Genomic DNA, 25,814 nt, shown 5'->3' on the forward strand with positions numbered 1-25,814 from the left:
ACCCCATGCCGAACTCAGAAGTGAAACGCCGTAGCGCCGATGGTAGTGTGGGGTCTCCCCATGCGAGAGTAGGACACTGCCAGGCATCAAATAAACGTTATCAGGGTGACATCTGGTAATAGCATAGCCTAAGGGCTTTGCTGGCTTCGTAAGAAGCGACGTAACAGAATCGGTGGAGCGGTAGTTCAGTTGGTTAGAATACCTGCCTGTCACGCAGGGGGTCGCGGGTTCGAGCCCCGTCCGTTCCGCCACTTATTTAGATTATGCCTGCTAAAACTAGCAGGCATAATGTTAAGCGTGATATAGGGGCGTAGCTCAGTTGGTAGAGCACCGGTCTCCAAAACCGGGTGTCGCGAGTTCGAGTCTCTCCGCCCCTGCCATATATTGAAAAGCCCTTTGCGAAAGCGAAGGGCTTTTTGCTTTATCATTTCTTCTAATTTTATTACATTCTTGAATCCCCGCCTGAAATTTCTACTTTTTACAGAAATCGTTCCCAACTTAGCTATTTCTAGCTGTAATTGTGTACAAATTGATTGTTCTCTTGCGTTGTGACATCACTCATTATTCCTGCGTCGGTTTGGGCTAACCCTAATGGGTTCTGCATTTATTAGTGCGAAACATCATCAGGGTAAACACAATAACGTCATCATCACGACACGATAAAAATAGCGTGTTGTGATAGGAGAACACGATGCATAAGCATTTCATGTTAGCCACTACCGTGGGCTGTATCTTGATAGGATCTGTTCAGGTAGCTCCTCTGGTCGTGATTTTTCCTCAGATTGGTTCAGAGTCGGGCTGGCGTTCGGCAGAAAATAAAGTCTCGAAACAAGAAGCGGAAAAGCGCGGTATCTCACAAAAAATTTCTGATGCGCAGTAAAAACAGGAAAATCAAATCAAGGCGGTGAGATCGTTTTTTGCTCAGAATGTCGATGCCATTTTCATCGCGCCGGTGGTTTGCCACTGGCTGGATGCCCGTTTTACGGGAAGCGCAAGAGGCTAAAATCCCAGTATTTCTGCTAGCTAGATCGCCTGATAGACGTCAACGACTCATCCCTTTATACCGCTGCGGTAGCCTCAGATAGCGTACACGAAGGTATTGTCTTGAAGATCTAAAACCGATGGCGTCATAGGCGCAGCGACGGTGTGCGAAAATATTATTTTGACGCTACAAGCGCAGCGAGGCGGGCTACGGCCTCTTTTATTGCGCGAACAAACGCGTATTGCCGAAAGTTTTGTTCAGTTTTTAGGTATTCGCACCCCGGGGACGGAGCAGCAAATCCAATATCTTTCGGGCGGTAACCAACAGAAAGTGTTGCTTTCACGTTGGCTGGTAACAAAGCCGCGCTTTCTCATTCTTGATGAGCCCACTCGAGGCATTGACGTGGGCGCGCAGGCGGGAATTATTCGGTTAATCGAACGGCTATGTAGTGAAGACTTGGCGTTGGTTATTAGTGCTCTCCTCTGAGCTTAAAGAACTGGCGGGCTATGCGTTGGTGGCCAGCAGGGTGGGGCTGAATACTCTCGCCGCGGTAGTGATTGCTGGCACATTGCTTATGGGAGGCGCTGGCACCATTCTTGGTACGGTATTCGGTGTGTTGATTCAAGGGCTGATCCAACGCTATATCACTTTCGATGGTTCGCTGAGTTCGTGGTGGACCAAAATTGTCATTGGGATTTTTTTGTTTTGTTTTATCGGCCTTCAGAAGGCGTTGAACGCGTTTTGGCTAAAACCCCTTCGTCCATATTTGAAGCCGTTATAGCGCTTTATTCTATGGTATTTAACGGTATTTTTAGCAATTGTCGAATTAGCGGCTGTTGATCGCTGTTTTGTAGCCAGACGGCATACAAGGGGCGAATGAGGGTGGGAATGTCAGGTGTTGCCACCAAGTGCGGGTAATCTGTTTCCCATTGGCTAGGCAAGAAGGCGCAGCCGCCGGTGGTTTCTAACAGTTGTCGCGTCAGATGCGCCGACGTGGTGGTCAGTACCGGCATAGCCTCACCGTCTTGTAGGCGGTTTTCCTGCGGATGAAAGTCTGCCCCCATTCCAACTTGATGTATGGCATGGGGCTTTCGCTATTGCGCAGTGAGGACGAAAATAGCCGTAACGAAAAGTTGCCTAATAGCTGGCTTGCCAACTCGTCCATTTTCGGCGGTTCGGTGGTAATGAGTAAGTCGAGCTGCCGTTCATGTAACTGTTTCACCAGCGACTGACGCAGTGCCACTCGGGCTTCCAACTGTAAAGCCTCATGTTGTTGATAGAGTGATTGTAGCCACGGTGTGAGATACGCTTCCCACAGTGACGCAGTGGCGCCGATTGAAAGTTCGGTATGCTGCAGCGATCGTACCACCTCCTTCTTCGCTATCTGCCAAGTGTTCATCAGGTTTTCCGCATACGGTAACAAACGTTCGCCAGCAGGCGTCAGGCGAATATTATTGCGATGGCGGGTGAATAAATTTGCACCTAATTGATTTTCCAACTGACGGATGCGGAAACTGACCGCAGACTGCGTTAGGTACAGGGATTCTGCGGCTCGGCCAAAGTGACGCGTTCTACTGACCTCCAAAAAGGTTTTCAGTAATTCGGTATCCACACCTATCTCCAAAATTTTTTGTCGTTAAGATTTAAATGTTTTGTTTTACACGATGTCAAGCCTATCTAATACTCCGCGCCATAAACAGCACGGCCATGAGAGAATTAGGAGCGTGTCAGATGGCGGATAGCTTCATCACGACCAATCGTTTTTTTGATAATAAACACTACCCTCGCGGGTTTTCCCGTCACGGCGATTTCACCATTAAAGAAGCGCAATTGCTAGAGCGCTGCGGCCATGCATTCAACGAATTGGATGCAGGGAAGCGTCAGCCAGCCACCGAAGAAGAGCAACTGTTCGTCGCAGTGTGCCGAGGCGAGCGTGAGCCTGTCACTGAGCAGGAAAAAGTATGGTTCAAATATTTGGCGCGTACTCGTCGTCCGAAGAAGTTCCATACCTTATCCGGCGGCAAACCGCAGGCGGATGCAGTGGAAGATTACACCGATAGTGATGACTAAACATCATGGGGCCTTGGCCCCATTTTTACTCTAGGCTACGGTGCAATTGCGTTAATAGGCGATCCATACAGCGGTAGCCGAGTGCTTCGCTTAAATGGCATCGTGCAATGTTGTCTTCACCGGCCAGATCGGCCAGCGTACGTGCTACTTTTAAAATCCGATGCCAGGCGCGAACCGATAATCCTAGTTTAATCAACGTGGCTTCCAGATATTCGGCATCCTCTGCCTGCAGGTGGCAATGCCTATCCACTTGGCGGTTATCCAGCAATGCGTTAATTTTCCCTGCGCGCGTTAACTGACGCGTCCGTGCTAACATTACCCGTTCTCGCACCTGCTCGCTATTTTCTCCCTTGTTGCATTGTTGACTAAGCATTCCGGGCGGTAATAGTGGTACTTCGATCGACAAATCAAATCGATCGAGGAAGGGACCTGAAAGTCGCCCTAAATAGCGTAAAATTTGCTGAGGGGGTGTCCGGTTATGAATGCCTTGATAGTGGCCCGTTGGGCTGGGATTCATGGCAGCGATCAACTGTACCCTAGCTGGGAAACGGACTTTGGCATTAGCACGTGAAATGACAATTTCGCCCGACTCCAATGGCTCACGTAGCGCATCCAATACTCGCCGTTCAAATTCGGGTAATTCATCCAGAAACAGCACACCATTATGCGCCATAGAAATCTCCCCCGGGCGTGGCATTGATCCCCCGCCGACCAGCGCAGCCATCGAGGCACTATGGTGTGGCGCACGAAATGGCCGTTGACGCCACGGCAAGGTCGCGGTGGGGTGGTGTAAGAGGCTTGCGACAGCAACACTCTCCAGCGCTTCTTGATCGGTTAACGGTGGTAAGAGCCCGTTCAATCGACTGGCTAGCATGGTTTTTCCCGTACCTGGGGGGCCCAGTAACAACAGGTTGTGGCCACCGGCCGCAGCAATCTCAAGCGCGCGTTTCGCTTGTTCCTGTCCGATTATTTCCGCTAAATCGTCGTGCTCAGTGCGGGGAGCGGCGGCGGGTGAAATGGCAGTAACGAGATCGGCTTTCCCTTGTAAAAACGCACAAACTTCTTGCAGATGTTCTGCTACTTGGCTGCCGCCTGCGGGAATCAGCCCGACTTCTTTGCTGTTTTCCACCGACAGAATTAAACGGCGACCAGCCTGTTGTGCCGCTATTGCTGCAGGTATGGCGCCATAGACTGCGCGCAGCGCACCGGATAACGCCAGTTCGCCGATAAACTCGTATTTATCCAGCCGATCGAGAGGAACCTGTTCAGACGCCGCGAGAATGGCTAAAGCAATCGGTAAATCGTAGCGGCCGCCTTCTTTGGGCAAATCGGCCGGTGCAAGATTGACGGTGATGCGTTTGGCTGGAAAGGTGAACCCGTTATTCAGTAATGCGCTGCGTACGCGATCACGCGCCTCTTTGACCGTGGTTTCCGGTAGCCCAACCAGTGCCAAACCGGGCAGCCCGTTGCTGATGTGTACTTCAACCGTGACGGAAGGAGCCTGTACGCCGTAGATGGCGCGGGTATAGATAACTGCCAATGACATAGCGCTCTCCTTGCTGAGAGCCATAGCGTGCATGTTATGGCGATACGGCGCATGGTCTGATTGCTTAATTTGCGAAGTTATTTTTATTAAAAATTAATTATTTCAGTCAGATAATTTTCTTTTGCGAAGTGGCTCGCAAGCGATGGCAATACCCATTAACAATTCAATGAAAGGTGCAACAAATTAGCGTGCTAACCAAGTTGCAATCTAAGCACCAATCGGTGTATTTAACAATTAATTAAAACAAAGTTCACTTGGTTAACAATGGGCAGCTGTTGTGCAATCAGACGACGGCTACCGAGTCGCATTCACTTGGTACTCTACGGTAGGGATAACGCTATGCTTGGCTGGACTCCACAACAGCGCAATGCAGCTATTGCGAGCTTTTCCAGTTGGACACTGGATGCTTTTGATTTTTTTGTCTTGGTATTTTTACTCAGTGATATTGCGCAAGCATTTGATGTTGGGATGGAAGAGGTCACGCTGGCAATTTTATTGACGTTAGCGGTGCGGCCGATCGGCGCTTTGTTATTTGGCCGGGCTGCGGAAAAGTACGGGCGTAAGCCGATTTTAATGTTGAATATTGTGTTTTTTTCGCTGTTTGAGTTGCTTTCTGCGGCCGCACCGTCATTGACGGTGTTCTTGTTGTTACGCGTACTGTACGGCGTAGCGATGGGGGGAATTTGGGGGGTAGCCTCCTCGTTAGCGATGGAGAGCATTCCCGACCGTTCGCGCGGGTTGATGTCCGGTATTTTCCAGGCGGGTTATCCATTCGGTTATCTGCTGGCCGCAGTGGTATACGGCTTGTTGTTTGATGTGGTGGGCTGGCGGGGGATGTTCGTCATTGGTGCCATGCCGATTCTATTGCTGCCGTTTATTTACTTTTTTGTGCAGGAGTCGCCGGTGTGGCTGGCGGCTCGCGAACGGAAAGAGAGCACCGCGTTGTTGCCGGTGCTGAAGAGCCATTGGCGGCTGTGTATCTATCTGGTGCTGCTGATGGCCGCGTTTAATTTCTTCTCACATGGTACTCAGGATATGTATCCTGTTTTTTTGAAGGTTCAGCACGGTTTCGATGCTAAAACCATCAGTATCATCGCTATTAGCTACAATATCGCCTCAATTATCGGCGGGATCTTCTTCGGCGTGCTATCTGAAAAAATAGGTCGCAAGAGGGCGATTATTATCGCCGCTCTGTTGGCATTGCCGGTCATCCCGTTATGGGCATTTTCCAGCGGATCGTTGATGTTGGGCATCGGCGCTTTCCTGATGCAGTTCATGGTGCAGGGAGCCTGGGGAGTTGTGCCGACCTACCTGAATGAATTGGTGCCAGCTAATACGCGTGCGGTACTGCCGGGTTTTGTTTACCAATTGGGGAACTTGATTGCTTCGGTGAATGCAACGCTGCAAGCCACTTTAGCTGAAAGCCATGGTCATAATTACGGTATGGCAATGGCAGCGATCGCGGGGACGGTCGCGCTAGTGATTGTGTTGTTGGTGCTCTTCGGTAAAGACACGCGGGGGTAACGCGATCTCGGGTACGTCGGATGCGTCTGGAGTTCACGCTAATGTTTGAAAACGCAGCGGTTTGCGTGAGGTATGACCAGATTGCGTCGAAAAATAACGCAAAAAAAGTATTGTCATGCTACGCATGACTATGGTACCTCTGTAGGTATTAGTTCGAAACGAGAACAGTGAACAACCCTATTATGAAAGCCTTTGCCCAAGTGATTAGCCTAGTCGTGATTAGCGTGGTGGTGATTATTCTACCACCGTGCGGGGCTGCACTTGGACGAAGAAAGGCTTAGAAAACAAGCCGGAATCGCAAGGAAACCCCCGCACCGTCAGGTCCGGGGGTTTTTTATTGGCAAGAGAAAAGTGAAGCAAAGGGGCAGAGAATGAATAATAGAATAAAATCCTGCATTTCCCGCAGTTTGGCGGGGGAATAACTATGAATGGTGCTCAATGGGTGGTTCAAGCGTTGCGTGCGCAGGGGGTTGATACGGTATTCGGCTATCCGGGTGGGGCGATCATGCCGGTTTACGATGCGCTGTATGACGGTGGGGTGGAGCACTTGCTGTGCCGCCATGAGCAAGGTGCTGCCATGGCCGCCATTGGTTATGCGCGTGCGACCGGTAAAACCGGCGTTTGCATCGTCACTTCTGGCCCCGGTGCCACCAATCTGATTACCGGTCTGGCTGATGCGTTATTGGATTCAGTACCGATCGTTGCGATTACCGGCCAAGTAGGCTCCCCGCTGATTGGCACTGATGCGTTTCAAGAGATCGATGTTCTTGGTCTGTCACTGGCCTGCACCAAACACAGCTTCTTGGTGGAGTCCTTGGAGGCGTTGCCGGGGATCATGGCAGAAGCGTTTGCTATTGCCGCCAGCGGTCGCCCAGGCCCGGTATTGATTGATATTCCGAAAGATATCCAACTGGCGCAAGGCGATTTGCCGCCGCATCTGATGCCGGTTGACGATGAGTTAATACACCCGACTGAGGCGCTGGCGCAGGCGGCCACCCTGTTGGCTCAGGCACACAAACCGGTGCTGTACGTTGGCGGAGGGGTGGGCATGGCTCAGGCGGTGCCCGCACTGCGCGCATTTATCGCCGAGACCAATATCCCGGCGGTCGTGACGCTGAAAGGCTTGGGAGCTGCCGACGCCAATCATCCGTATTATCTTGGCATGTTGGGTATGCACGGCACTAAGGCTGCGAACTTGGCGGTGCAGTCCTGTGATTTGTTGGTGGCGGTCGGTGCACGTTTTGACGATCGCGTGACCGGTAAGCTGAATGCCTTTGCCCCACATGCCAAGGTGATCCATATGGATATCGACCCGGCAGAAATGAACAAGCTGCGCCAGGCGCACGTTGCGTTGCCTGGCGATCTGAAGACGTTGCTACCAGCATTGCAGCAACCGTTGAATATTGCTGCTTGGCAGCAACAGGTGACGGAACTGAAACAGGATCACGCCTGGCGTTACGATCATCCCGGGCAGCCAATCTATGCGCCGTTGTTGCTCAAACAATTGTCCGAACGTCTGCCCGCTAACACCGTTGTGACCACCGACGTTGGCCAACATCAAATGTGGACGGCGCAGCATATGACCTTCCATCGCCCAGAAAATTTCATCACCTCGAGCGGGTTGGGCACCATGGGCTTCGGTGTACCCGCCGCCGTTGGTGCGCAGATGGCCCGCCCTGACGACATGGTGATCTGCGTGTCGGGTGATGGCTCTTTCATGATGAACGTGCAGGAATTGGGCACCATAAAGCGAAAACAGCTGCCGCTTAAAATGGTGTTACTGGATAACCAACGCTTGGGTATGGTACGCCAGTGGCAGCAACTGTTTTTTGATGGGCGCTACAGTGAAACCAATCTGTCTGATAATCCCGACTTCCTGATGCTGGCCAGCGCCTTCGGTATTCCCGGCCAACGCATTACCCGCAAAGACCAGGTGGCAGACGCGCTTGACGCCTTGCTTAGCAGCGAAGGGCCTTATCTGTTGCAGGTTTCCATTGATGAACTCGAGAACGTCTGGCCGCTGGTTCCACCGGGTGCAGGCAACGAAACTATGTTGGAGAAAGTCTCATGATGCAGCATCAACTCTCGATCCAAGCGCGTTTTCGCCCAGAAATGTTGGAGCGTGTATTGCGCGTTGTGCGTCACCGCGGCTTTCAGGTTTGTGCTATGAATATGGCTGCCGCTTTGAATAGCGACAATATCAATATTGAATTGACCGTTGCCAGCCAGCGTCCAGTCGATTTACTGTCATCACAGTTACGCAAATTGATGGATGTCTTCTGCGTTGAGATCCAGCAACCCACATCACAACAAATACGCGCCTGAGGCGCAAAAAGGGAAAGAACAATGACGAGCAAAGCCGATTACATTTGGTTCAATGGTGAGATGGTTCCTTGGGCTGACGCCAAAGTGCATGTGATGTCGCACGCGCTGCACTACGGGACGTCGGTGTTTGAAGGGGTGCGTTGCTACGACTCTCACCAAGGCCCGGTCGTGTTTCGTCACCGTGAACACATGCAGCGTTTGCATGATTCGGCAAAAATTTACCGCATGCCGGTATCGCAGAGCGTCGATGAGTTGATGGAGGCCTGCCGCGCCACGCTTCGCAAAAATAAACTGGTTAGCGCGTATATTCGCCCGCTGGTGTTCGTTGGTGACGTGGGCATGGGCGTCAACCCGCCTGCCGGTTATAAAACAGACGTGATTATCGCGGCGTTTCCTTGGGGCGCCTATTTGGGTGAAGAAGCGCTGGATCAAGGCATCGATGCGATGGTTTCCTCTTGGCACCGCGTGGCACCGAATACCATTCCGACGGCGGCTAAAGCGGGGGGGAACTACCTTTCCTCTTTGCTGGTGGGCAGCGAAGCGCGTCGCCACGGTTATCAGGAAGGCATCGCGTTAGACGTGCATGGCTACATCTCTGAGGGGGCGGGCGAAAACCTGTTCGAAGTAAAAGATGGCGTGCTGTTCACTCCCCCTTTCACCTCGTCAGCGCTGCCGGGCATCACACGCGATGCGATCATCAAACTGGCGAAAGATATGGGCTTTGAGGTGCGGGAACAGGTATTGTCGCGTGAGTCGTTGTATTTGGCCGACGAAGTGTTTATGTCTGGTACCGCGGCAGAAATTACCCCAGTGCGCAGCGTTGATGGCATCCAGGTGGGTATCGGCAAGTGCGGCCCCGTTACTAAACAGATTCAACAAGCGTTCTTTGGCTTGTTTACTGGCAAAACCGACGATAAATACGGTTGGTTGGATCCGATCAACGCCTAAATCATCACGACAGACATTACAGAGACGGGTGGTTCGTTCGCTGCTCGTAAAAAAACAGAATACATTTGGAGTGAAAAGAGCATGCCTAAGTTACGTTCCGCCACCACCACCCACGGCCGCAATATGGCGGGTGCCCGCGCATTATGGCGCGCGACCGGGATGACCGATGCCGATTTCGGCAAACCGATCATTGCCGTGGTCAACTCCTTCACCCAGTTTGTACCGGGGCACGTGCATTTGCGCGATCTGGGTAAACTGGTTGCTGAACAAATCGAAGCCTCTGGCGGCGTGGCGAAAGAATTCAACACCATCGCGGTGGATGACGGCATCGCCATGGGGCACGGCGGTATGCTCTATTCGCTGCCCTCGCGTGAACTGATTGCTGACTCGGTGGAGTATATGGTGAATGCCCACTGCGCCGATGCGATGGTGTGTATTTCCAACTGCGACAAAATCACGCCGGGGATGCTGATGGCGTCGCTGCGTTTGAATATTCCGGTGATCTTTGTCTCCGGCGGCCCGATGGAAGCCGGTAAAACCAAACTGTCGGACAAGATCATCAAGCTGGATCTGATCGACGCGATGATTCAAGGCGCTAATCCTAATGTCAGCGATGCCGATAGCGAACAGATCGAACGCTCGGCGTGTCCAACGTGTGGTTCCTGCTCCGGGATGTTCACCGCTAACTCAATGAACTGTTTGACCGAAGCGCTGGGGCTGTCTCAGCCGGGTAACGGCTCGTTGCTGGCGACTCACGCCGATCGTAAAGAGCTGTTTCTTAACGCGGGCAAGCGGATTGTGGAACTGACCAAGCGCTATTACCAGCAAGACGACGAAACGGCGTTGCCGCGTAATATCGCCAACAAAGCCGCGTTTGAAAACGCCATGACGTTAGATATTGCGATGGGCGGTTCAACCAACACCGTGCTGCATCTGTTGGCGGCCGCACAGGAAGGGGAAATCGACTTTACGATGGCGGATATTGATCGCCTGTCACGTCAGGTGCCGCATTTGTGCAAAGTGGCGCCGAGTACCCAGAAATACCATATGGAAGACGTCCACCGTGCAGGCGGAGTGATTGGCATCTTGGGCGAGTTGGATCGTGCGGGCTTGCTGAATCGTGACGTCAATAATGTGTTGGGTCTTAATCTGCCGCAAACGCTGGATGCGTATGACGTTATGTTGACCAACGATGAAAGCGTGAAAAAAATGTACTCGGCTGGCCCGGCGGGTATCCGCACCACACAAGCTTTCTCACAAGATTGCCGTTGGGACTCGTTGGATACCGATCGCCAGGAAGGGTGTATTCGCACGCGTGAGCATGCCTACAGCCAAGACGGCGGATTAGCGGTGCTGTATGGCAACCTGGCGGAAGACGGCTGTATCGTCAAAACCGCGGGCGTGGATAAAGACAGCCTGACATTCCGTGGGCCAGCAAAAGTATATGAAAGCCAAGAAGACGCGGTGGACGCGATTCTCGGCGGTAAAGTGGTGGCGGGCGATGTGGTGGTTATCCGCTATGAAGGGCCGAAAGGCGGGCCAGGGATGCAGGAAATGCTGTACCCGACCACGTATCTGAAATCGATGGGATTGGGTAAATCTTGCGCATTGATCACCGATGGGCGTTTTTCTGGCGGGACGTCTGGTCTGTCGATCGGTCATGCTTCGCCGGAAGCAGCCAGCGGCGGCATAATTGGGTTGGTAGAGGATGGCGATATGATTGATATCGACATTCCGAACCGTGGCATTGTGCTGGATGTGGCAGAACGTGAACTGGCGCAGCGCCGGGAAACGGAGCTGGCGCGCGGTGATGCGGCCTGGACGCCAAAATCACGTGAACGTCAGGTGTCTTATGCGCTGCGTGCCTATGCCACGCTAGCGACCAGCGCCGATAAAGGCGCGGTGCGTGACAAGAGTAAGCTGGGAGGCTAAAACCATGGCGGTATCCCTTCCCCTACCCGACGCCCCTTGTGGCGCGGAATATTTGCGAGCGGTGCTCCGCTCACCGGTTTACGAGGTGGCGCAAGTCACCCCGTTACAGACCATGGATAAAATCTCTTCGCGACTGGGCAATACGGTGTTAGTGAAGCGCGAAGATCGTCAGCCGGTACATAGCTTTAAGCTACGTGGTGCCTACGCGATGATCGCTGGGCTAAGTGGCGAGCAAAAAGCGCGCGGTGTGGTGACGGCCTCTGCGGGTAACCATGCGCAGGGGGTTGCCCTGTCTGGCAGCCGTTTAGGCATCAAAACGCTGATCGTGATGCCCGTGTCGACGGCTGATATCAAAGTCGATGCCGTGCGTGGTTTCGGTGGCGAAGTGTTATTGCACGGTGCTAACTTTGACGAGGCTAAAGCCAAAGCGATCGAGCTGTCATTGCAACAGGGCATGACGTTTGTCCCGCCGTTCGACCATCCGGCGGTGATTGCCGGGCAAGGCACGCTGGCGATGGAACTGTTACAGCAAGATGCCCATCTTGATCGGGTTTTTGTCCCGGTTGGCGGTGGCGGTTTAGCCGCCGGTGTTGCGGTGTTGATCAAACAGCTTATGCCGCAAATTAAGGTGATTGGCGTGGAGGCAGAAGATTCAGCCTGTCTGCGCGCCGCACTGGATGCCGGGCAACCGGTTGATTTAGCGCGCGTCGGGCTGTTTGCCGAAGGGGTGGCGGTAAAACGCATTGGTGACGAAACCTTCCGTCTCTGCCGTGAATACCTTGATGATGTCATTACCGTTGATAGTGATGCCATCTGTGCGGCGGTGAAAGACCTGTTTGAGGACGTACGCGCCATTGCGGAGCCTTCCGGCGCGTTAGCGTTAGCCGGGCTGAAAAAGTACGTGCAGCGGCACAACATTCAGGGTGAACGTTTGGCGCACGTCCTGTCCGGCGCTAATCTTAATTTCCACGGGTTGCGCTACGTCTCTGAGCGCTGCGAATTGGGTGAACAGCGTGAAGCGCTGCTGGCCGTCACCATTCCAGAACAGAAAGGCAGCTTCCTCACTTTCTGCCAACTGCTGGGGGGGCGGGCGGTAACGGAGTTCAATTATCGTTATGCCGATGCGGCCGACGCCTGCATTTTTGTTGGCGTGCGTTTAACCCGTGGTCACGTTGAGCGGCAGGAGATCATCAGTGAACTGACGGTTGGTGGTTATCAAGTGGTCGATCTTTCCGATGACGAGATGGCCAAATTGCACGTGCGCTACATGGTTGGCGGGCGTCCTTCCAAACCATTACGTGAACGGTTGTACAGTTTTGAGTTCCCTGAGTCCCCGGGCGCGCTGCTGAAATTCCTCAACACGCTGGGCACGCACTGGAATATTTCGCTGTTTCATTACCGCAGCCACGGCACAGATTTTGGCCGTGTGTTGGCCGGCTTTGAGCTGTCGCACACGGAGCCTGAGTTTGAACAACACCTCACGGCGTTGGGTTACGATTGCCACGACGAAACCAATAATCCCGCGTTTCGCTTCTTTTTGCAGGGATGAAGAAAACGACGGTGCGGCAGCGGCTGAGTTTGCGGTTGTTGCACCGTTGGCTACCCCTACAACCTAATCTTTCAATAGCCTGTTTTTGCGTCATTCCAGCGGTTTCAGAGCAAGCGCCAGAATGCATCAATGAGCGGATCGCTAAGGCGTTTCTTTTGTACGCACACGCCTAATTCGAACGGTTCAACCATTGAAATGTTGTCTAATTGTGAGATGCGATTGCGCACCGGCTCGGGGCTATTGTCCACCACCACACCGGGGATAAGCGCAATGCCGCAACCCAGCGCGACCATTGACACAATAGCCTCATGGCCGCCGACGGTGGCATAAATCAGCGGATTGCTGAGGCGTTGGCGGCGGAACCACAACTCGATGCGTTTTCGTGATGGGCCATGTTCCGGCAGGATAAACGGAATATTGGCCCAATCTGGCTGTTCGGCTAAAGCCTGCGCCCGCACTGCACATGGCAAGGCCGGCGCAATTAATACCAGCGGAATTTCGCCAATCTGGGTGAACTCTACGCTACCGGGCAGACTTTCCGGCCGCCCCGCAATGCCGAGGTCGGCCTCGCCAGACTGAATTTTATCAACCGCATCGGCGGCATCGCCGGTTGTCAGTTTGATTTCAACTAGCGGATGTTGCGCGCGAAAGCGGTCAAGGATCGGTGGCAGGTGGCTATAGGCGGCGGTCACTGAGCAAAACAGCCGCAACTCGCCGCTGAGTGACGGGCCGTGCTGGCCGAGCGCATGTTTCAATTGTTGGTATTGCAACAGCGTTTGCTGGGCAAACAGTTTCAGTTGTTCACCGGCGTCGGTTAGTTGCACGGTGCGGTTATCGCGCAGGAACAGTGACGTCCCCAATATCTCTTCCAATCGCTGTATTTGGCGGGAGAGTGTCGAGGGGCTAACGTGCATGGCTTTGGCGGTGCGGCCGAAATGACGGCTTTCCGCTAAATGTAAGAACAGCTTTAAATCACGTAAATCCATATCCATAGGCTCGCGCTGAGTGTGTTGCATAAAATGAAATATAACATTGTTAATATATCAATTTAAGCAACACAAATACTGTTATACATTGAGTTTAACGAATCTCCGCACAGACAGGGCGGGGAATGAAAATAACAGCACACTGTCTATTTCGATGTGCAGCGGGTGCGGATAGCCAAGCGGCAGATTGAAAGCGATAGATTTGCAAGACATAACATCTAACTGGAGTACCACCATGGCTAACTATTTCAACACATTGAACCTGCGTCAGCAGTTGGCGCAATTGGGTAAGTGTCGCTTTATGGCGCGTGACGAATTTGCCGATGAAGCCGGTTATCTCAAAGGGAAAAAAGTGGTGATCGTCGGCTGTGGTGCACAGGGGCTCAATCAGGGCTTGAATATGCGCGACTCGGGTTTAGACGTTTCCTATGCCCTGCGCAAAGAAGCCATTGCCGAGAAACGTGCGTCATGGCGTAAAGCCACCGAAAACGGTTTTAACGTTGGCACCTATGAAGAGCTGATCCCGCAGGCGGATCTGGTAGTTAACCTGACGCCAGACAAACAGCACTCCGCCGTGGTACAGGCCGTTCAGCCACTGATGAAAGAGGGCGCGGCGTTGGGTTACTCACACGGCTTCAACATCGTTGAAGTGGGCGAGCAGGTTCGTAAAGACATCACCGTCGTGATGGTTGCGCCGAAGTGTCCGGGAACCGAAGTTCGTGAAGAATATAAGCGGGGCTTCGGCGTACCGACGCTGATCGCGGTTCACCCAGAGAACGATCCGAAAGGCGAAGGGATGGCGATTGCCAAGGCATGGGCAGCCGCAACCGGTGGTCACCGTGCTGGCGTGTTGGAGTCCTCCTTCGTTGCAGAGGTGAAATCTGACTTGATGGGTGAGCAAACCATTCTGTGTGGTATGTTGCAAGCGGGTTCACTGCTGTGCTTCGACAAGCTGGTGGCAGAAGGAACAGACCCTGCCTATGCGGAAAAACTGATTCAGTTCGGCTGGGAAACCATCACGGAAGCCCTGAAGCAGGGCGGTATCACCTTGATGATGGATCGTCTGTCCAACCCGGCTAAGCTGCGTGCTTATGCGTTGTCTGAACAACTGAAAGGCATCATGGCGCCGCTGTTCCAGAAGCACATGGATGACATCATTTCTGGTGCGTTCTCCAGCGGCATGATGGCTGACTGGGCAGAAGACGATGTGAAACTGCTGACTTGGCGTGAAGAAACCGGCAAGACGGCGTTCGAAAATGCGCCGCAATTTGAAGGTAAAATCAGCGAGCAAGAGTACTTTGATCACGGTGTATTGATGGTAGCGATGGTGAAAGCGGGCGTTGAGCTGGCGTTCGAAACCATGGTGGATTCCGGCATCATTGAAGAGTCTGCTTACTACGAATCTCTGCACGAACTGCCGTTGATCGCCAACACGATCGCGCGTAAGCGTTTGTATGAAATGAACGTGGTTATTTCTGATACTGCAGAATACGGTAACTACCTGTTCTCTTACGCAGCGGTACCGTTGTTGAAAGATTTCATGAATACCTTGCAGGCGGGCGATTTGGGTAAATCCGTTGTGGGTACGGCTGTCGACAATGCGCAACTGCGTGATGTGAATGAAGCGGTACGTCACCACCCAATCGAAACGGTTGGTCGCAAACTGCGTGGCTATATGACCGATATGAAGCGTATTGCCGTCGCAGGGTAATGCAGGGAAACAGCAAGGTGGGTTGCCCACCTGACAAAAGAAAAGCCGGTATACATTGCCGGCTGAGCTTGATGACGAAGTCGCCTGATGGCCCGAGATACCCGGGACTAGCGTAGCGAGGGGCGCTCCGGTGGCTTACGCCACTACGACCCCACCGCCACGCTTTCCCTAATAACGGGCTTTGTCACTAAGCCGGTATACATTGCCGGCTTTTTTATGCGTGTTATGCAGACAGTTTTATTGGCGTAGATGAGGTTCTACACGTAGGCGGATTGCCCGTTTTGCGTCTTAGATTACCCCGGCATTGCCGCGCGTGGAATAATTGCCCCGCGATACTGAATGACGGTGCTGGCGGTCAAGTGACCCCGTTGGGCGGCTTGTACGGCGCTGCCGCCGTTCAAACGTACGGCGAGATAACCGGCGCTGAAGGCATCTCCGGCGGCGGTAGTATCGATCACTTTCTCTTTGGGTAACGGCACTGCCGGCACGTCGAGCGGGTTGCCCTTGGCGTTGAACACCAGGCAGGAATCCGCGCCCCGCTTAATCACAATCTCTTCGACGCCAAGACCACGCGTGCGGTTCACCACCTCTTCCAGCGGCTGTTGACCCCACAATAAATCTTCGTCATCCAGCGTCAGGAAAGCCATATCGGTACAAGACAGCATATCGCGGTAAGCACGTTGGGTGTCTTGTTGGCTCTGCCACAGACGGGGACGATAGTTATTGTCGAATATCACCTTGCCACCGTTATTGCGGCACTGGCGCAGCAGGGTAAACAGCGTGTCTCTGCTGGCCGGATTGAGGATCGCCAAGCTGATACCGCTGAGATACAGATAATCAAATTGTGCCAGTTGGGAAATGATTTTTTCGGCTGGTGGGCATGCCAACCAGTAGCGTGCTGCCGCATTGTTGCGCCAATAATGGAAATTGCGCTCTCCGTGCTCATCGGTTTCGATGATGTACAATCCTGGCAGCTTGTTATCCAAACGCGATACCAGTTCTGTTTTGATGTGTTCCTGCCGCCACGCCTGTAGCATTTCGTCGCTAAAGCGGTCGGTGCCCAGCGCGGTAACATAATGCACCTGCAGTGCTGACTGCGGCACCTGGCGGGCAAGATAGACGGCCGTATTCAACGTATCGCCGCCGAAGCCACGATTAAGTTCGTCACCTTTCTGCGATAACTCGATCATGCATTCGCCGATCACGGCGATATTCTTGTGGTTCATGACACTCCCTGCGTTAATCCTGAACACTGATTACTGAACAACATGCTCAGTTTCATGGCAATAACGCAGTGAGTCAATTAAAATAAAACAGCGTTTCATTTAATTTTGATCGAGAAATGGCAATCGCCCGTCGATAATCACATTTTGCATGGCTACTTGGCGGTTGCGCGCAGCTCAGTGACCACCTTGCCGCCGATGCCCCAATTATCGGTGTCTACCTCATCAATGACCACAACCGTGGTGGCCGGGTTTTTGCCCAGCGTATCGACTAACAGCTGAGTGACGCCCGCAATTAACTGTTTCTTTTGCTCTGCGGTGGCACCTTCGCGAGTGATTTTGATATTAACGTAAGGCATAGGTTTTCCTTCAGGTTGGCGTATCGATGACAAAACTGTAGATGGCTTTTCACATGGATTAAAGTTTTTGCGATATTAAGAGGATAAACCGTGATGATGGCAGGGCAGACATCAGATGGAAGAATAAGCAGCCTGAATCAGGATGTTGGGCTTAATACTTGGCAGCGATGATGTTGGGTTTCTTCGATTAACACATCGGTATGTGCGGCCTCAATGAGGTGAGGCCGCAATCGATATTACAGCGCCTTGTGGCGAGTTTCTTTCATCAAGAGCAGGGCGATCAGCGTCAGCGTGGCCATTGCTGCCAGATACATCCCGACGTAAAACAGGCCGTAATTGGCATTCAGCCAGGTGGCGATATAAGGCGCAACTGAGGCTCCGAGAATCGAGGCGACGTTATACGAGAAAGATGCGCCGGTATAACGGACTTCGGTCGGAAACAGTTCGGGCAGCAGTGCGCCCATCGGGCCAAAGGTCAACCCCATAATGCTCAAGCCACACAGCAGGAACGCCATCACCAGTGCCTGATTGCCTGAACCGAGCATCACCGGGAACAGGAAGGAAAAACCGATCATCAGCAGGGTAATCACGATCATCGTCTTACGGCGACCAAACGCATCGGCCAGCAGCCCAGCGATCGGCACCATCACTCCGAAACCAATGACCGCGAGCATCAGCATCCACAGGAAACTTTCACGCGCGTAGCCTAACCCCAACGGTTGTGCTGTGGTGCCGTAGGTCATTGAGTACACGGTCATCAGGTAGAACAGGGTATAGGTCGCCAGCATGATGAACGTACCTAAAATGGTCACCTTCATATGCTTGCTTAACAGCGTACCGAGCGGAATTTTCACCTGCTTGCCCGCTTTGGCGGCTTTGGCGAACACCGGCGTTTCATGCAGCGAAACGCGCACGTATAAGCCTATCAGCACTAAAACGGCGGACAGGATAAACGGCACGCGCCAGCCCCACGTCATGAATTGCTGGTCGGTCAGTAACCAAGAGAGCAGCAGGAAAGTGCCGTTGGCGAAGAAGAAGCCGATGGGAGCGCCAAGCTGTGGGAATGAGCCATACAACGCCCGTTTGCGCGGCGGCGCGTTCTCGGTGGCTAAGAGCGCAGCCCCTCCCCATTCACCACCCAGCCCCAGCCCTTGGCCAAAACGCGCCAGAGCCAGCAGGATGGGGGCGAGAATGCCAATGGTTTCATAACTGGGCAGCAGGCCGATCATCACGGTGGAAATCCCCATCGTCAGCAGCGACGCGACCAGCGTTACCTTACGGCCAACGCGATCGCCGAAGTGGCCAAATAAGGCCGAACCGATTGGGCGTGCGACAAAGGCGACGGCGAAGGTGGCGAGCGATTGCAGCGTGGCCGTGGTCGGATCGCCTTGTGGGAAGAAAATGTGCGGGAAGACCAATACCGCCGCGGTGGCATAGATATAAAAATCAAAGAATTCGATAGCGGTGCCGACCAATGAAGCGACCAGCACTTTTCCCCGGGAATTAATTGGTGTGGACGCATCGTTAGCGTCGATAGATGGTGCGATGGTGGCTTGCATAGTTATTTCTTATAGTTTCATTATGTAAAAAGCCATCTTAGTCACAGCAAAATACCTTTTCAACGGTACAACTTTGTACTCTGCGGCAGGTAAGATGTTAATAAGACTAATGTTTTATTATGTCGCCCATCTGTAGTGTTAAACGTGGAAAATTAGCTATCTGGCAGTGATAATCGCTGGAAAAGCGTTAAATAAAAGTTACGAGGTGGTTTGTTATGCTGGTTTTGCGTGAGGGGACAATAGCTTCTGGTTGGTTATGCTGCTTTTGTGATTATATTTTGAAATAAAAAACCGGCCTTGAGTTTAAGGCCGGTATATTGCGTTGCGATTGGGGAGCGCTATTGCTGTGACGGCAGCGTTTTATCTTCTTTATACTGCGCCGTTGCGATCCATGCGGCGCAAAACAGCGTGAGACGCGCAAAGAAGTAGAAAAACGCCATCAGACCAATGACCGATCCAAATGCGGCGCCGGAAGGTGATTTCGCGACCTGCGGTAGCGTCATCGTCATCACAAACTTAATCACTTCAAAGCCGATGGCCGCCATTAAGGTACCGCGAAACAGCGCTTTTTTCTTCGGCTTATGGCGCGGCAACATCCAAAATATCCATAGGAAAAGAAGATAGTTGGCGAAGATTGAAATAGACAGCGCGATCAGCGTTAGCGCCGGTCGTAACCACTCAATGCCGTCTAAGCCTAACGCACGAACGATGGCGGCTTGCGCAGAGCCGGCAATGGACGTTAGTGAGAGGGTAATAATCAACGCCACCACCAGACCAATCAACGACACAAAGTCGCGCGTGTATTTGAAATATATTTTCTCTTGATCCTGCGGATTACGTTCCCAGACATCGCGTGATTGAGCGCGAATAGCTTCACGCAGGTTGCCCATCCAACAGATACCGGAATACAGCGCCAGTGCTAAACCGGTCAGTCCAACGGTGGTGCGCTGCTGGATGGCCGTATTGACGGTGTTTTTGAGCGTGTTGGCTAACGTGGGATCGCTGATGCTGCTGACCATGCGGTTGATGAGCTCGGCCAATAAATCAGGATTGGAGGCCAATACAAAACCAACGGCAGCGAAAGAGACCATCAGAATTGGGATCAGCGACAAAAATGAGAAATAGGTAATTGCCGCGCCAAACTGGCTGCCAAGACGATCGTTAAAGCGTTCGACGGCGCGCAAAAGATGGGCGATGGTTGGCCAGGCTTTGATGCGCTCAAGGAGACGGGAAAACCCGGAGATGCCCTTATCAATGTGCTGATTGCCGGTTTTGATGCCGTTCTGCGGCTGTGCAGACGTTTCACTGTCGGGCTGACGGGGTTCTTTATCTGATCCTATTGGCATTACGTCACGACTTCCTTAACGATAAAAAGAGTGTACGCCATTGATTATAACTAAATCGCCTGATGATTTGGTCATTGCTGTGGCGAATAGGGGGATTTCTTAGATTAAGCACCTAACTCACTCACACCCATACCCTTAATGTTGAGCATAGGGGTAATAATCCGATTCGATGTATTTATATGGTCGATTTTTTTTACTGGATCATCACCAAATTTTATCTATTTCAAGGCATAGAAAGCGTTTACTCATGGTGTGGCGTGGTGGTTTCTCACATCGACGCCGGACTACAGCCGTAGGGGCTGGTGCGTTTTCATTTGCTATTGATCGTAAAATTGGAAGGTCCTATGACACTACTTAATCACCCAACCTGTCGCCCGTTTACTGAAGCGGGAAACCTGTCGCAGATTTCGGCCTTTTATGAAGAAGGACGCAACATTATGTGGATGTTGCTGCGCGCAGAGCCGCGACCGTGTTTCAATCAGGCGTTAATCGAAGACATTATGGCGTTGGCTCAGGCGGCTAAAGAGTCGTCGTTAACATTTGATTTCTGGGTTACCGGCTCGCTGGTGCCCAACATGTTTAACGTGGGGGGCGATCTCCACTTCTTCGCTGAATCGATCAAAAATCGTAACCGCGCCGCGATGACGGCATATGCGCGCGCCTGCATCGATTGCGTACACGCTGCTGCGCGCGGGTTTGATACCGGAGCAGTGAGTATCGCGATGGTTGAAGGGAGCGCGCTAGGCGGCGGTTTTGAGGCGGCGCTGGCGCATCATTTTGTGTTGGCACAAAACAACGCGCGTATGGGTTTTCCAGAAATTGCCTTTAACCTGTTTCCGGGTATGGGCGGATATTCATTGGTTGCGCGTAAAGCCGGTATGCGGTTGGCGGAAGAGTTGATTTGGCGCGGTGAAGCGCATACGGCGGAATGGTTTGAAAGCCGTGGGCTGGTCGATAGACTGTTTCAACCGGGCGAAGGTTATAGGGCGACGCGTACGTTTATCGATACCATTCGGCCAAAACTGAATGGCATGCGCGCTATGCTGCGCGCGCGTCAGCGCGTATTACAACTGACGCGCTCGGAGCTGATGGATATCACCGAAGATTGGGTGCAGGCGGCATTTACTCTTGAACCAAAGGATCGCGAATATATTGAACGTTTGGTGATGCTACAAGATCGCCATACGCAAAACTTACGCCGCGTAGGTTAATCATCGTTTGCCCGCACTACAGCGATGCTGGGTGCGGGCGGTAATGCTGCAACCAGTGCTCCAGTTGAAGCGGTAGCATGGGATGGGCAAACAAAAATCCCTGTTTTTCGTCGACGCCTACACCATCAAGGAATTGATTTTCACTCTCTGTTTCAACGCCTTCGGCAATGACGCGAAATTGTAAGGCTTCGGCCGCCGCCACAATAGCGCGTACCAACGATTGTGATACCGGATCCCGATTCACGCCGCGCACGAAGCTTTTATCCAGTTTAATAGCATCCAACGGTATACGTGCCAGTTGTGCCAATGAAGAGTAACCGGTACCGAAATCATCAAGATGCACCTGAGCACCCAGTTGCCGCAGTTGCGTGATGAGTGCGCGAACGCGGTCTTCATCTTCGATCAGGCTACTTTCCGTCAGTTCAAAATCCAGCGGGCAGGCGGTAAACTGATGTTCTTGCAATACCTGCAGCAGCGCGTCCACCACCGAATCATCCACCAGTTGCCGGGCAGAAAGGTTGACGGCCACGCGCAGATTGATGCCTTGCCGTTGCCAATCGGCGGCCTGTTTCGCGGCAGTCTTCAATACCCATTGGCCCAGAGGAGCGATCAAACCGGATTCTTCAGCGTAAGAAATAAACTGTAACGGTGGAATCAGCCCACGTTCCGGTGAATCCCAACGAACCAGCGCCTCGACGCTATGCGCCTCACCACTGTGTGCATTGATTTTCGGTTGGTAATACACCACCAGTTGATTTTGCTCCAAGCCTTTGCGCAAATTAGTGTCGAGCCACATATATTCTGCGACGCGTTTGTTCATCTCTGGAGAAAACACGCTAAATGTGCGCTTGCCTAACTCTTTGGCAACGTACATGGCGGTATCGGCGTTGCGGATTAGGCTGTCAAGATCGCATCCGTGCTCGGGGCAGATCGCAATGCCAATCGAACACCCGGTATACACCTCGATCAAACCAATGCGGAACGGCGTTTGCAACCGTTCGATAATCCGCCGCGCTAATTCCTGCAACATAACGCGATCGGCATCGTAGACCAGCACCAAAAACTCGTCGCCGCCCAGCCGGGCCAGCACTTCGCCGTGGTTCAGACAACTGAGGATGGCCAGAGAGACATCGACCAGTAAGCGGTCACCAAACATATGACCATAGGCGTCATTCACTTTTTTGAAGTTATCGAGATCAAGATACACCAGCCCCACGTTATTTGAGCCTCGCTGGTCAATGGCTTGGGTGATCTTGTCTTGAATGGCATTGCGGTTAGGCAGGCCGGTAATGATGTCGGTATTGGCCAGCACCCGTAATCGTTCTTGTGCACGCCGCTCTTCGGTGATGTCGGTGCCCGAACAGATCAAAAAGACTTCGTTTTTACCACTGCCGCTGTGGACGAATTTATTGCGGAACAGAAACAGACGCTCACCTTTGACGGTTTTTATCCAGCGTTCAACTTCATACGATGAGCCATTTTTGAAGAACCCAGCAATATTCTGGCGCGAGGCGGCGGCTTCCTCCGGGCTCATAAATAGCTGAAACACATTTTTGCCGATCACATCCTGCTCACGCAGGCCGGTATACTCTTCACTGAGGCGATTGAAGCGCTGAATACGGCCATGCTGATCGACAATCACAATCACCGAATTGGCTTCTGACACCACCTGTTCGGCAAATGACAAGCCATGCACCAGATCGCGCGCGACGGCTTTGGTATCGGTATAGGCGGAAGCGGTGCCTGCCCATTCATGCTTATTAACCCGTCGCCCCACCAGATGCAAATGGATAGGTTCGCCAGATAGCGGGATAGCGAGATCCAAACTGCTGGTCACCCCGGTCAGACGACGGATCTTGGCTGCCTGCATCGCGTTCAGCTCAACCGCGAGATAGGTTTTGCCTTTGACTGCCGTCAGTTCCAAGGCATTGCTGTCGAAAGCCAGTCGCCAATAGGGGCTGCTGGTGCCAAATAGGGTATGAAGGCGCTGTGGGCCAGGATCTGCAAACATGGTGTATCCTCAAAAGGGCATCAGCAGTGTTGGGCATGCGGGTATCATCATATAACATGCTTTTTAACGTAGATTAACGGTTTATTAAAACCATTATAGATACGTTGCGTTTTTTTGGCCGACACGGTGGTTGCTCGCCATATGCCTATAAATGTCGGAAGACAATGCAATTATGGGGGAAGTTCATGTTTGGCTGAGTTTCCAGTATGGGATAATTTGCTAAGGTTGTGATAAATTATAATCACGGTATGAAAAGATAAAATACTCGGCATCAGGTAAAAAACAGCCCCTTCGTCACTAAAGTTTTCGTTATTTAAACGCATTCTTCATTATTTTCTCACAATTGGATAATTATCCTTGTTGGCGTTTTAAAAAGTTTACATTCCATCGCATTACTATAAATTTTTAAGCCTATTATTATCTCCGACGACAGGATACCTCTGCTAAATACGGCATTCCTGATGATGAATTAACTTTAAGGAAATACAATATGCGTAAATTGACCGCTTTATTTGTTGCTTCAACTTTGGCCTTGGGTTCTGCATCTATGGCTTTTGCCGCTGAGACGGCGACGCCAGCCGCCGATGGTGCACCGATGAAAATGATGCACCATAAAGGCCCCGGCAAAGGTGGCCCATTTGCCGGTCTGGAGCTAACCGAGCAGCAACGCCAGCAAATGCGTGACATTATGAAAGAAGCGCACCAAAAACGCGGCATGGGCATGAAAGAAGAGCGTCAGGCACTGCACAATCTGGTCGCCTCCGACAGCTTCGATGAAGCTAAAGTGAAGGCGCAGATCGATACCATCAGTAAAGCGCAATCTGAACGTATGTTGGAACGTGTAAAAGCTCAAAATAAAATGTATAACCTGCTCACTCCAGAGCAGAAAAAACAATACAATGAGAACTATCAGAAACGCGAACAAAAAATGATGAACCATATGGATAAAATGAAAGCGCAAAAAGCCATTGCCGAGTAATTAATTTCATCGAGCAGCAAATAAAAAGGCCAGATTACACTCTGGCCTTTTTTGTTATTTTCCGATCATGATCTCACGCACGCGAAGAATCCATTATTCTGGCAGGGTAATCGCATTGAAATGCGTGATGATGGTTTGTGCAAATTGCGGATCATTGATGTGATAAGGCGTTTTAATCAGCCGGCGTTTTTCGGTTTGGATCAGCGTACTTTCCAATGAGCGAACAAAAGCGCCCAGAGCGGCGGGATCCCAAAAGGGTTGTCCTGGCGCATCCAGCGCGGAAACGCCGCCCTCAGGGATCACGAAGCGCACTTCACCTGGGCAAGCATTCAGTTTTTCACCGATCCAACGGCCCATGTGCGCGTTTTCTTCGGCGGTGGTGCGCATCAGCGTCACCTGAGTATTGTGATTGTAGACTTGCCGATCGGCATAGCGCGCAGGCACGGTTTTCGGATGACCAAAATTGATCATGTCTAGCGCGCCACAAGACATCACGCATGGGATACCGGTACGGGCGATTGCACCAAACCGGTCTTCATTGCAGGCTAGCACGCCATCGAACAGATAATCGCAGACTTCGGTCGTGGTCAGATCCAAGACTGCGTTCAACAGCAGGCTGTCGATCAGTTTTTCCATGGCATGGCCGCCACTGCCGGTGGCATGAAAAACCAGACAATCCCACTGCGATTCGATGGCGGCGGTCACCGCCTGAATGCACGGTGTGGTGACGCCAAACATGGTCAAACCGGTGGCAGGTTTACTGGCAGACTCATCATCGATACGAAAACGCACGGCACCGGCTATTTGGTGTGCGGCATTGCCTAACACTTTACGTGAAATTCGATTTAACCCAGCGATATCGGTGACGGAATACAGCATGGTAATATCGCTGGCGCCGACATACCCGGAGACATCACCAGCGGCCATACTTGAAACCATCAGTTTGGGTAGGCCGATTGGCAATTGCTGCATTGCCGGGGTGATGATAGCTGTGCCACCGGAGCCGCCCATGCCAAGCAAGGCTGCGACGTTATGGCGGGATAACATAAAGCGCTCAAAGGCGATCGCCATCGCGGCAATCGCTTGACCACGATTGGTGCAGAATACGGCTTGCGCCCCATCGGGGTGAAAAGCGGCTACGTCGGCCGAAGAAATATCGGCCGGGTAGCGTGCTGGCATGGTGTGTGTGGAAAGATCGACCGTAATGGTGGGTAAACCGAGGTTGTCAATCAAACTACGCACATACGCCAACTCTTGTCCTTTGGTATCTGCTGTGGTAGCAATATAGACAAAAGCTGGGGCATTTCTCATCGTCTGTTCCTGGAAAAGGTTCGGAAGTTGACCGAACTGTTTGTTTCTAATAATAACTTATTATAAATGTTGGAACCCTGGTGTTGACACAATAAGATACAGCCGACGAATTTGTATACATAATGAGACTGTAGTATCATTTATGCAAGCTTAATTTAGTTAAAAGTGAGATTTCCGTCTCATTTTTAACCTTTTTAGTTCGCTTTTGCGCTGCTGGGGGAGCCAGGATCCCACCAGTTACG

Annotated in this window: 19 protein-coding genes, 2 tRNA genes, 1 rRNA gene and 4 pseudogenes; 17 read left to right on the forward strand and 9 right to left on the reverse strand. The window is 52.1% G+C overall.

What is annotated here, in order from left to right; genetic code table 11:
- From rrf to ACQKDS_RS12440, 6 genes and pseudogenes are all read left to right on the forward strand, one after another.
- Positions 1 to 85: ribosomal RNA gene (rrf, locus tag ACQKDS_RS12415) — 5S ribosomal RNA — on the forward strand; the annotation flags it as partial.
- Positions 86 to 174: 89 nt separating this feature from the next.
- A tRNA-Asp gene (locus ACQKDS_RS12420) sits at positions 175 to 251 on the forward strand.
- Positions 252 to 304: 53 nt separating this feature from the next.
- A tRNA-Trp gene (locus tag ACQKDS_RS12425) sits at positions 305 to 380 on the forward strand.
- Positions 381 to 691: 311 nt separating this feature from the next.
- Positions 692 to 1,098, forward strand: a pseudogene (locus ACQKDS_RS12430) (substrate-binding domain-containing protein); the annotation flags it as partial.
- Positions 1,098 to 1,493 (forward strand): annotated as a pseudogene (locus ACQKDS_RS12435) (ATP-binding cassette domain-containing protein); the annotation flags it as partial. The pseudogenes ACQKDS_RS12430 and ACQKDS_RS12435, both read left to right, overlap by 1 nt.
- Positions 1,482 to 1,763 (forward strand): annotated as a pseudogene (locus ACQKDS_RS12440) (sugar ABC transporter permease YjfF); the annotation flags it as partial. The pseudogenes ACQKDS_RS12435 and ACQKDS_RS12440, both read left to right, overlap by 12 nt.
- Before the next feature lie 4 nt (positions 1,764 to 1,767).
- Here ACQKDS_RS12440 and hdfR read toward each other — a convergent pair.
- Positions 1,768 to 2,594: pseudogene (gene hdfR / locus ACQKDS_RS12445) on the reverse strand (HTH-type transcriptional regulator HdfR).
- Between the two features lie 119 nt (positions 2,595 to 2,713).
- Here hdfR and ACQKDS_RS12450 point away from each other — a divergent pair.
- Positions 2,714 to 3,052 carry a DUF413 domain-containing protein gene (locus tag ACQKDS_RS12450; RefSeq protein WP_399670787.1) on the forward strand — a complete coding sequence of 113 codons (339 nt, stop codon included), beginning with the start codon at positions 2,714 to 2,716 and terminating at the stop codon, positions 3,050 to 3,052.
- 25 nt (positions 3,053 to 3,077) lie between these two features.
- Here ACQKDS_RS12450 and ACQKDS_RS12455 read toward each other — a convergent pair whose 3' ends face one another.
- Positions 3,078 to 4,598 carry a YifB family Mg chelatase-like AAA ATPase gene (locus tag ACQKDS_RS12455; protein ID WP_399670790.1) on the reverse strand — a complete coding sequence of 507 codons (1,521 nt, stop codon included), beginning with the start codon at positions 4,596 to 4,598 and terminating at the stop codon, positions 3,078 to 3,080.
- Between the two features lie 339 nt (positions 4,599 to 4,937).
- Between ACQKDS_RS12455 and ACQKDS_RS12460 the strand changes: the two genes are divergently transcribed.
- The 7 genes from ACQKDS_RS12460 (at position 4,938) to ilvA (ending at position 12,876) form a co-directional block, all read left to right on the forward strand.
- Entirely contained in the window at positions 4,938 to 6,122 is a 1,185-nt protein-coding gene (locus ACQKDS_RS12460) for an MFS transporter (RefSeq protein WP_399670793.1), read from the forward strand.
- A gap of 182 nt (positions 6,123 to 6,304) precedes the next feature.
- Positions 6,305 to 6,403 (forward strand): ilv operon leader peptide, encoded by a 99-nt coding sequence (ilvL, locus tag ACQKDS_RS12465; RefSeq protein ID WP_399671161.1) that lies wholly within the window; start codon positions 6,305 to 6,307, stop codon positions 6,401 to 6,403.
- A 143-nt stretch (positions 6,404 to 6,546) separates the two neighbouring features.
- Positions 6,547 to 8,193, forward strand: coding sequence for an acetolactate synthase 2 catalytic subunit (gene ilvG / locus ACQKDS_RS12470; RefSeq protein WP_399670796.1), 1,647 nt, complete (start codon positions 6,547 to 6,549; stop codon positions 8,191 to 8,193).
- Positions 8,190 to 8,447, forward strand: a complete 258-nt coding sequence (ilvM, locus tag ACQKDS_RS12475) for an acetolactate synthase 2 small subunit (RefSeq protein ID WP_399670799.1) — start codon at positions 8,190 to 8,192, stop codon at positions 8,445 to 8,447. The genes ilvG and ilvM overlap by 4 nt, the downstream gene beginning before the upstream one ends.
- Positions 8,448 to 8,468: 21 nt before the next feature.
- A complete protein-coding gene (locus ACQKDS_RS12480; protein ID WP_399670802.1) occupies positions 8,469 to 9,395 on the forward strand; it encodes a branched-chain amino acid transaminase in 927 nt (308 codons plus the stop codon).
- A gap of 81 nt (positions 9,396 to 9,476) precedes the next feature.
- Positions 9,477 to 11,327 (forward strand): dihydroxy-acid dehydratase, encoded by a 1,851-nt coding sequence (ilvD, locus tag ACQKDS_RS12485; RefSeq protein WP_399670805.1) that lies wholly within the window; start codon positions 9,477 to 9,479, stop codon positions 11,325 to 11,327.
- 4 nt (positions 11,328 to 11,331) lie between these two features.
- The gene (gene ilvA / locus ACQKDS_RS12490) at positions 11,332 to 12,876 is read left to right on the forward strand and encodes a threonine ammonia-lyase, biosynthetic (protein WP_399671164.1); all 1,545 of its coding nucleotides are present in this window, start codon (positions 11,332 to 11,334) and stop codon (positions 12,874 to 12,876) included.
- Between the two features lie 104 nt (positions 12,877 to 12,980).
- Here ilvA and ilvY read toward each other — a convergent pair whose 3' ends face one another.
- A complete protein-coding gene (ilvY, locus tag ACQKDS_RS12495; protein ID WP_399671166.1) occupies positions 12,981 to 13,862 on the reverse strand; it encodes an HTH-type transcriptional activator IlvY in 882 nt (293 codons plus the stop codon).
- A gap of 235 nt (positions 13,863 to 14,097) precedes the next feature.
- Here ilvY and ilvC point away from each other — a divergent pair, with 235 nt between their 5' ends.
- A complete protein-coding gene (gene ilvC, locus ACQKDS_RS12500; RefSeq protein WP_399670808.1) occupies positions 14,098 to 15,573 on the forward strand; it encodes a ketol-acid reductoisomerase in 1,476 nt (491 codons plus the stop codon).
- 293 nt (positions 15,574 to 15,866) lie between these two features.
- Here the strand turns inward: ilvC and ACQKDS_RS12505 are convergent, their stop codons facing one another.
- The 4 genes from ACQKDS_RS12505 to yhjD all read right to left on the reverse strand — a co-directional run bounded on the left by ACQKDS_RS12505 (position 15,867) and on the right by yhjD (position 20,060).
- Positions 15,867 to 16,799: a sugar kinase gene (locus ACQKDS_RS12505; RefSeq protein ID WP_399670811.1), complete on the reverse strand. Its 933-nt coding sequence runs from the start codon at positions 16,797 to 16,799 to the stop codon at positions 15,867 to 15,869.
- Between the two features lie 152 nt (positions 16,800 to 16,951).
- Positions 16,952 to 17,155, reverse strand: a complete 204-nt coding sequence (locus ACQKDS_RS12510; protein WP_399670814.1) for a 2-hydroxymuconate tautomerase family protein — start codon at positions 17,153 to 17,155, stop codon at positions 16,952 to 16,954.
- 236 nt (positions 17,156 to 17,391) lie between these two features.
- A complete protein-coding gene (locus ACQKDS_RS12515) occupies positions 17,392 to 18,714 on the reverse strand; it encodes an MFS transporter (protein ID WP_399670817.1) in 1,323 nt (440 codons plus the stop codon).
- Between the two features lie 338 nt (positions 18,715 to 19,052).
- A complete protein-coding gene (yhjD, locus tag ACQKDS_RS12520) occupies positions 19,053 to 20,060 on the reverse strand; it encodes an inner membrane protein YhjD (protein ID WP_399670820.1) in 1,008 nt (335 codons plus the stop codon).
- Positions 20,061 to 20,404: 344 nt separating this feature from the next.
- Between yhjD and ACQKDS_RS12525 the strand changes: the two genes are divergently transcribed.
- Complete coding sequence (locus ACQKDS_RS12525; protein ID WP_399670823.1) at positions 20,405 to 21,271, forward strand: crotonase/enoyl-CoA hydratase family protein; 867 nt, start codon at positions 20,405 to 20,407, stop codon at positions 21,269 to 21,271.
- 16 nt (positions 21,272 to 21,287) lie between these two features.
- Here ACQKDS_RS12525 and pdeR read toward each other — a convergent pair whose 3' ends face one another.
- Positions 21,288 to 23,282, reverse strand: a complete 1,995-nt coding sequence (gene pdeR, locus ACQKDS_RS12530) for a cyclic di-GMP phosphodiesterase (protein WP_399670826.1) — start codon at positions 23,280 to 23,282, stop codon at positions 21,288 to 21,290.
- Between the two features lie 490 nt (positions 23,283 to 23,772).
- Between pdeR and spy the strand changes: the two genes are divergently transcribed.
- Complete coding sequence (gene spy / locus ACQKDS_RS12535; RefSeq protein ID WP_399670829.1) at positions 23,773 to 24,261, forward strand: ATP-independent periplasmic protein-refolding chaperone Spy; 489 nt, start codon at positions 23,773 to 23,775, stop codon at positions 24,259 to 24,261.
- A 93-nt stretch (positions 24,262 to 24,354) separates the two neighbouring features.
- Here the strand turns inward: spy and ACQKDS_RS12540 are convergent, their stop codons facing one another.
- On the reverse strand, positions 24,355 to 25,572 hold the full coding sequence (locus tag ACQKDS_RS12540; RefSeq protein ID WP_399670832.1) for a Tm-1-like ATP-binding domain-containing protein: 1,218 nt from the start codon (positions 25,570 to 25,572) through the stop codon (positions 24,355 to 24,357).
- Positions 25,573 to 25,814 lie beyond the last annotated feature (242 nt).

It is taken from the genome of Serratia sp. NPDC078593 (genome assembly GCF_050268245.1).
Classification (GTDB): domain Bacteria; phylum Pseudomonadota; class Gammaproteobacteria; order Enterobacterales; family Enterobacteriaceae; genus JBNNGK01.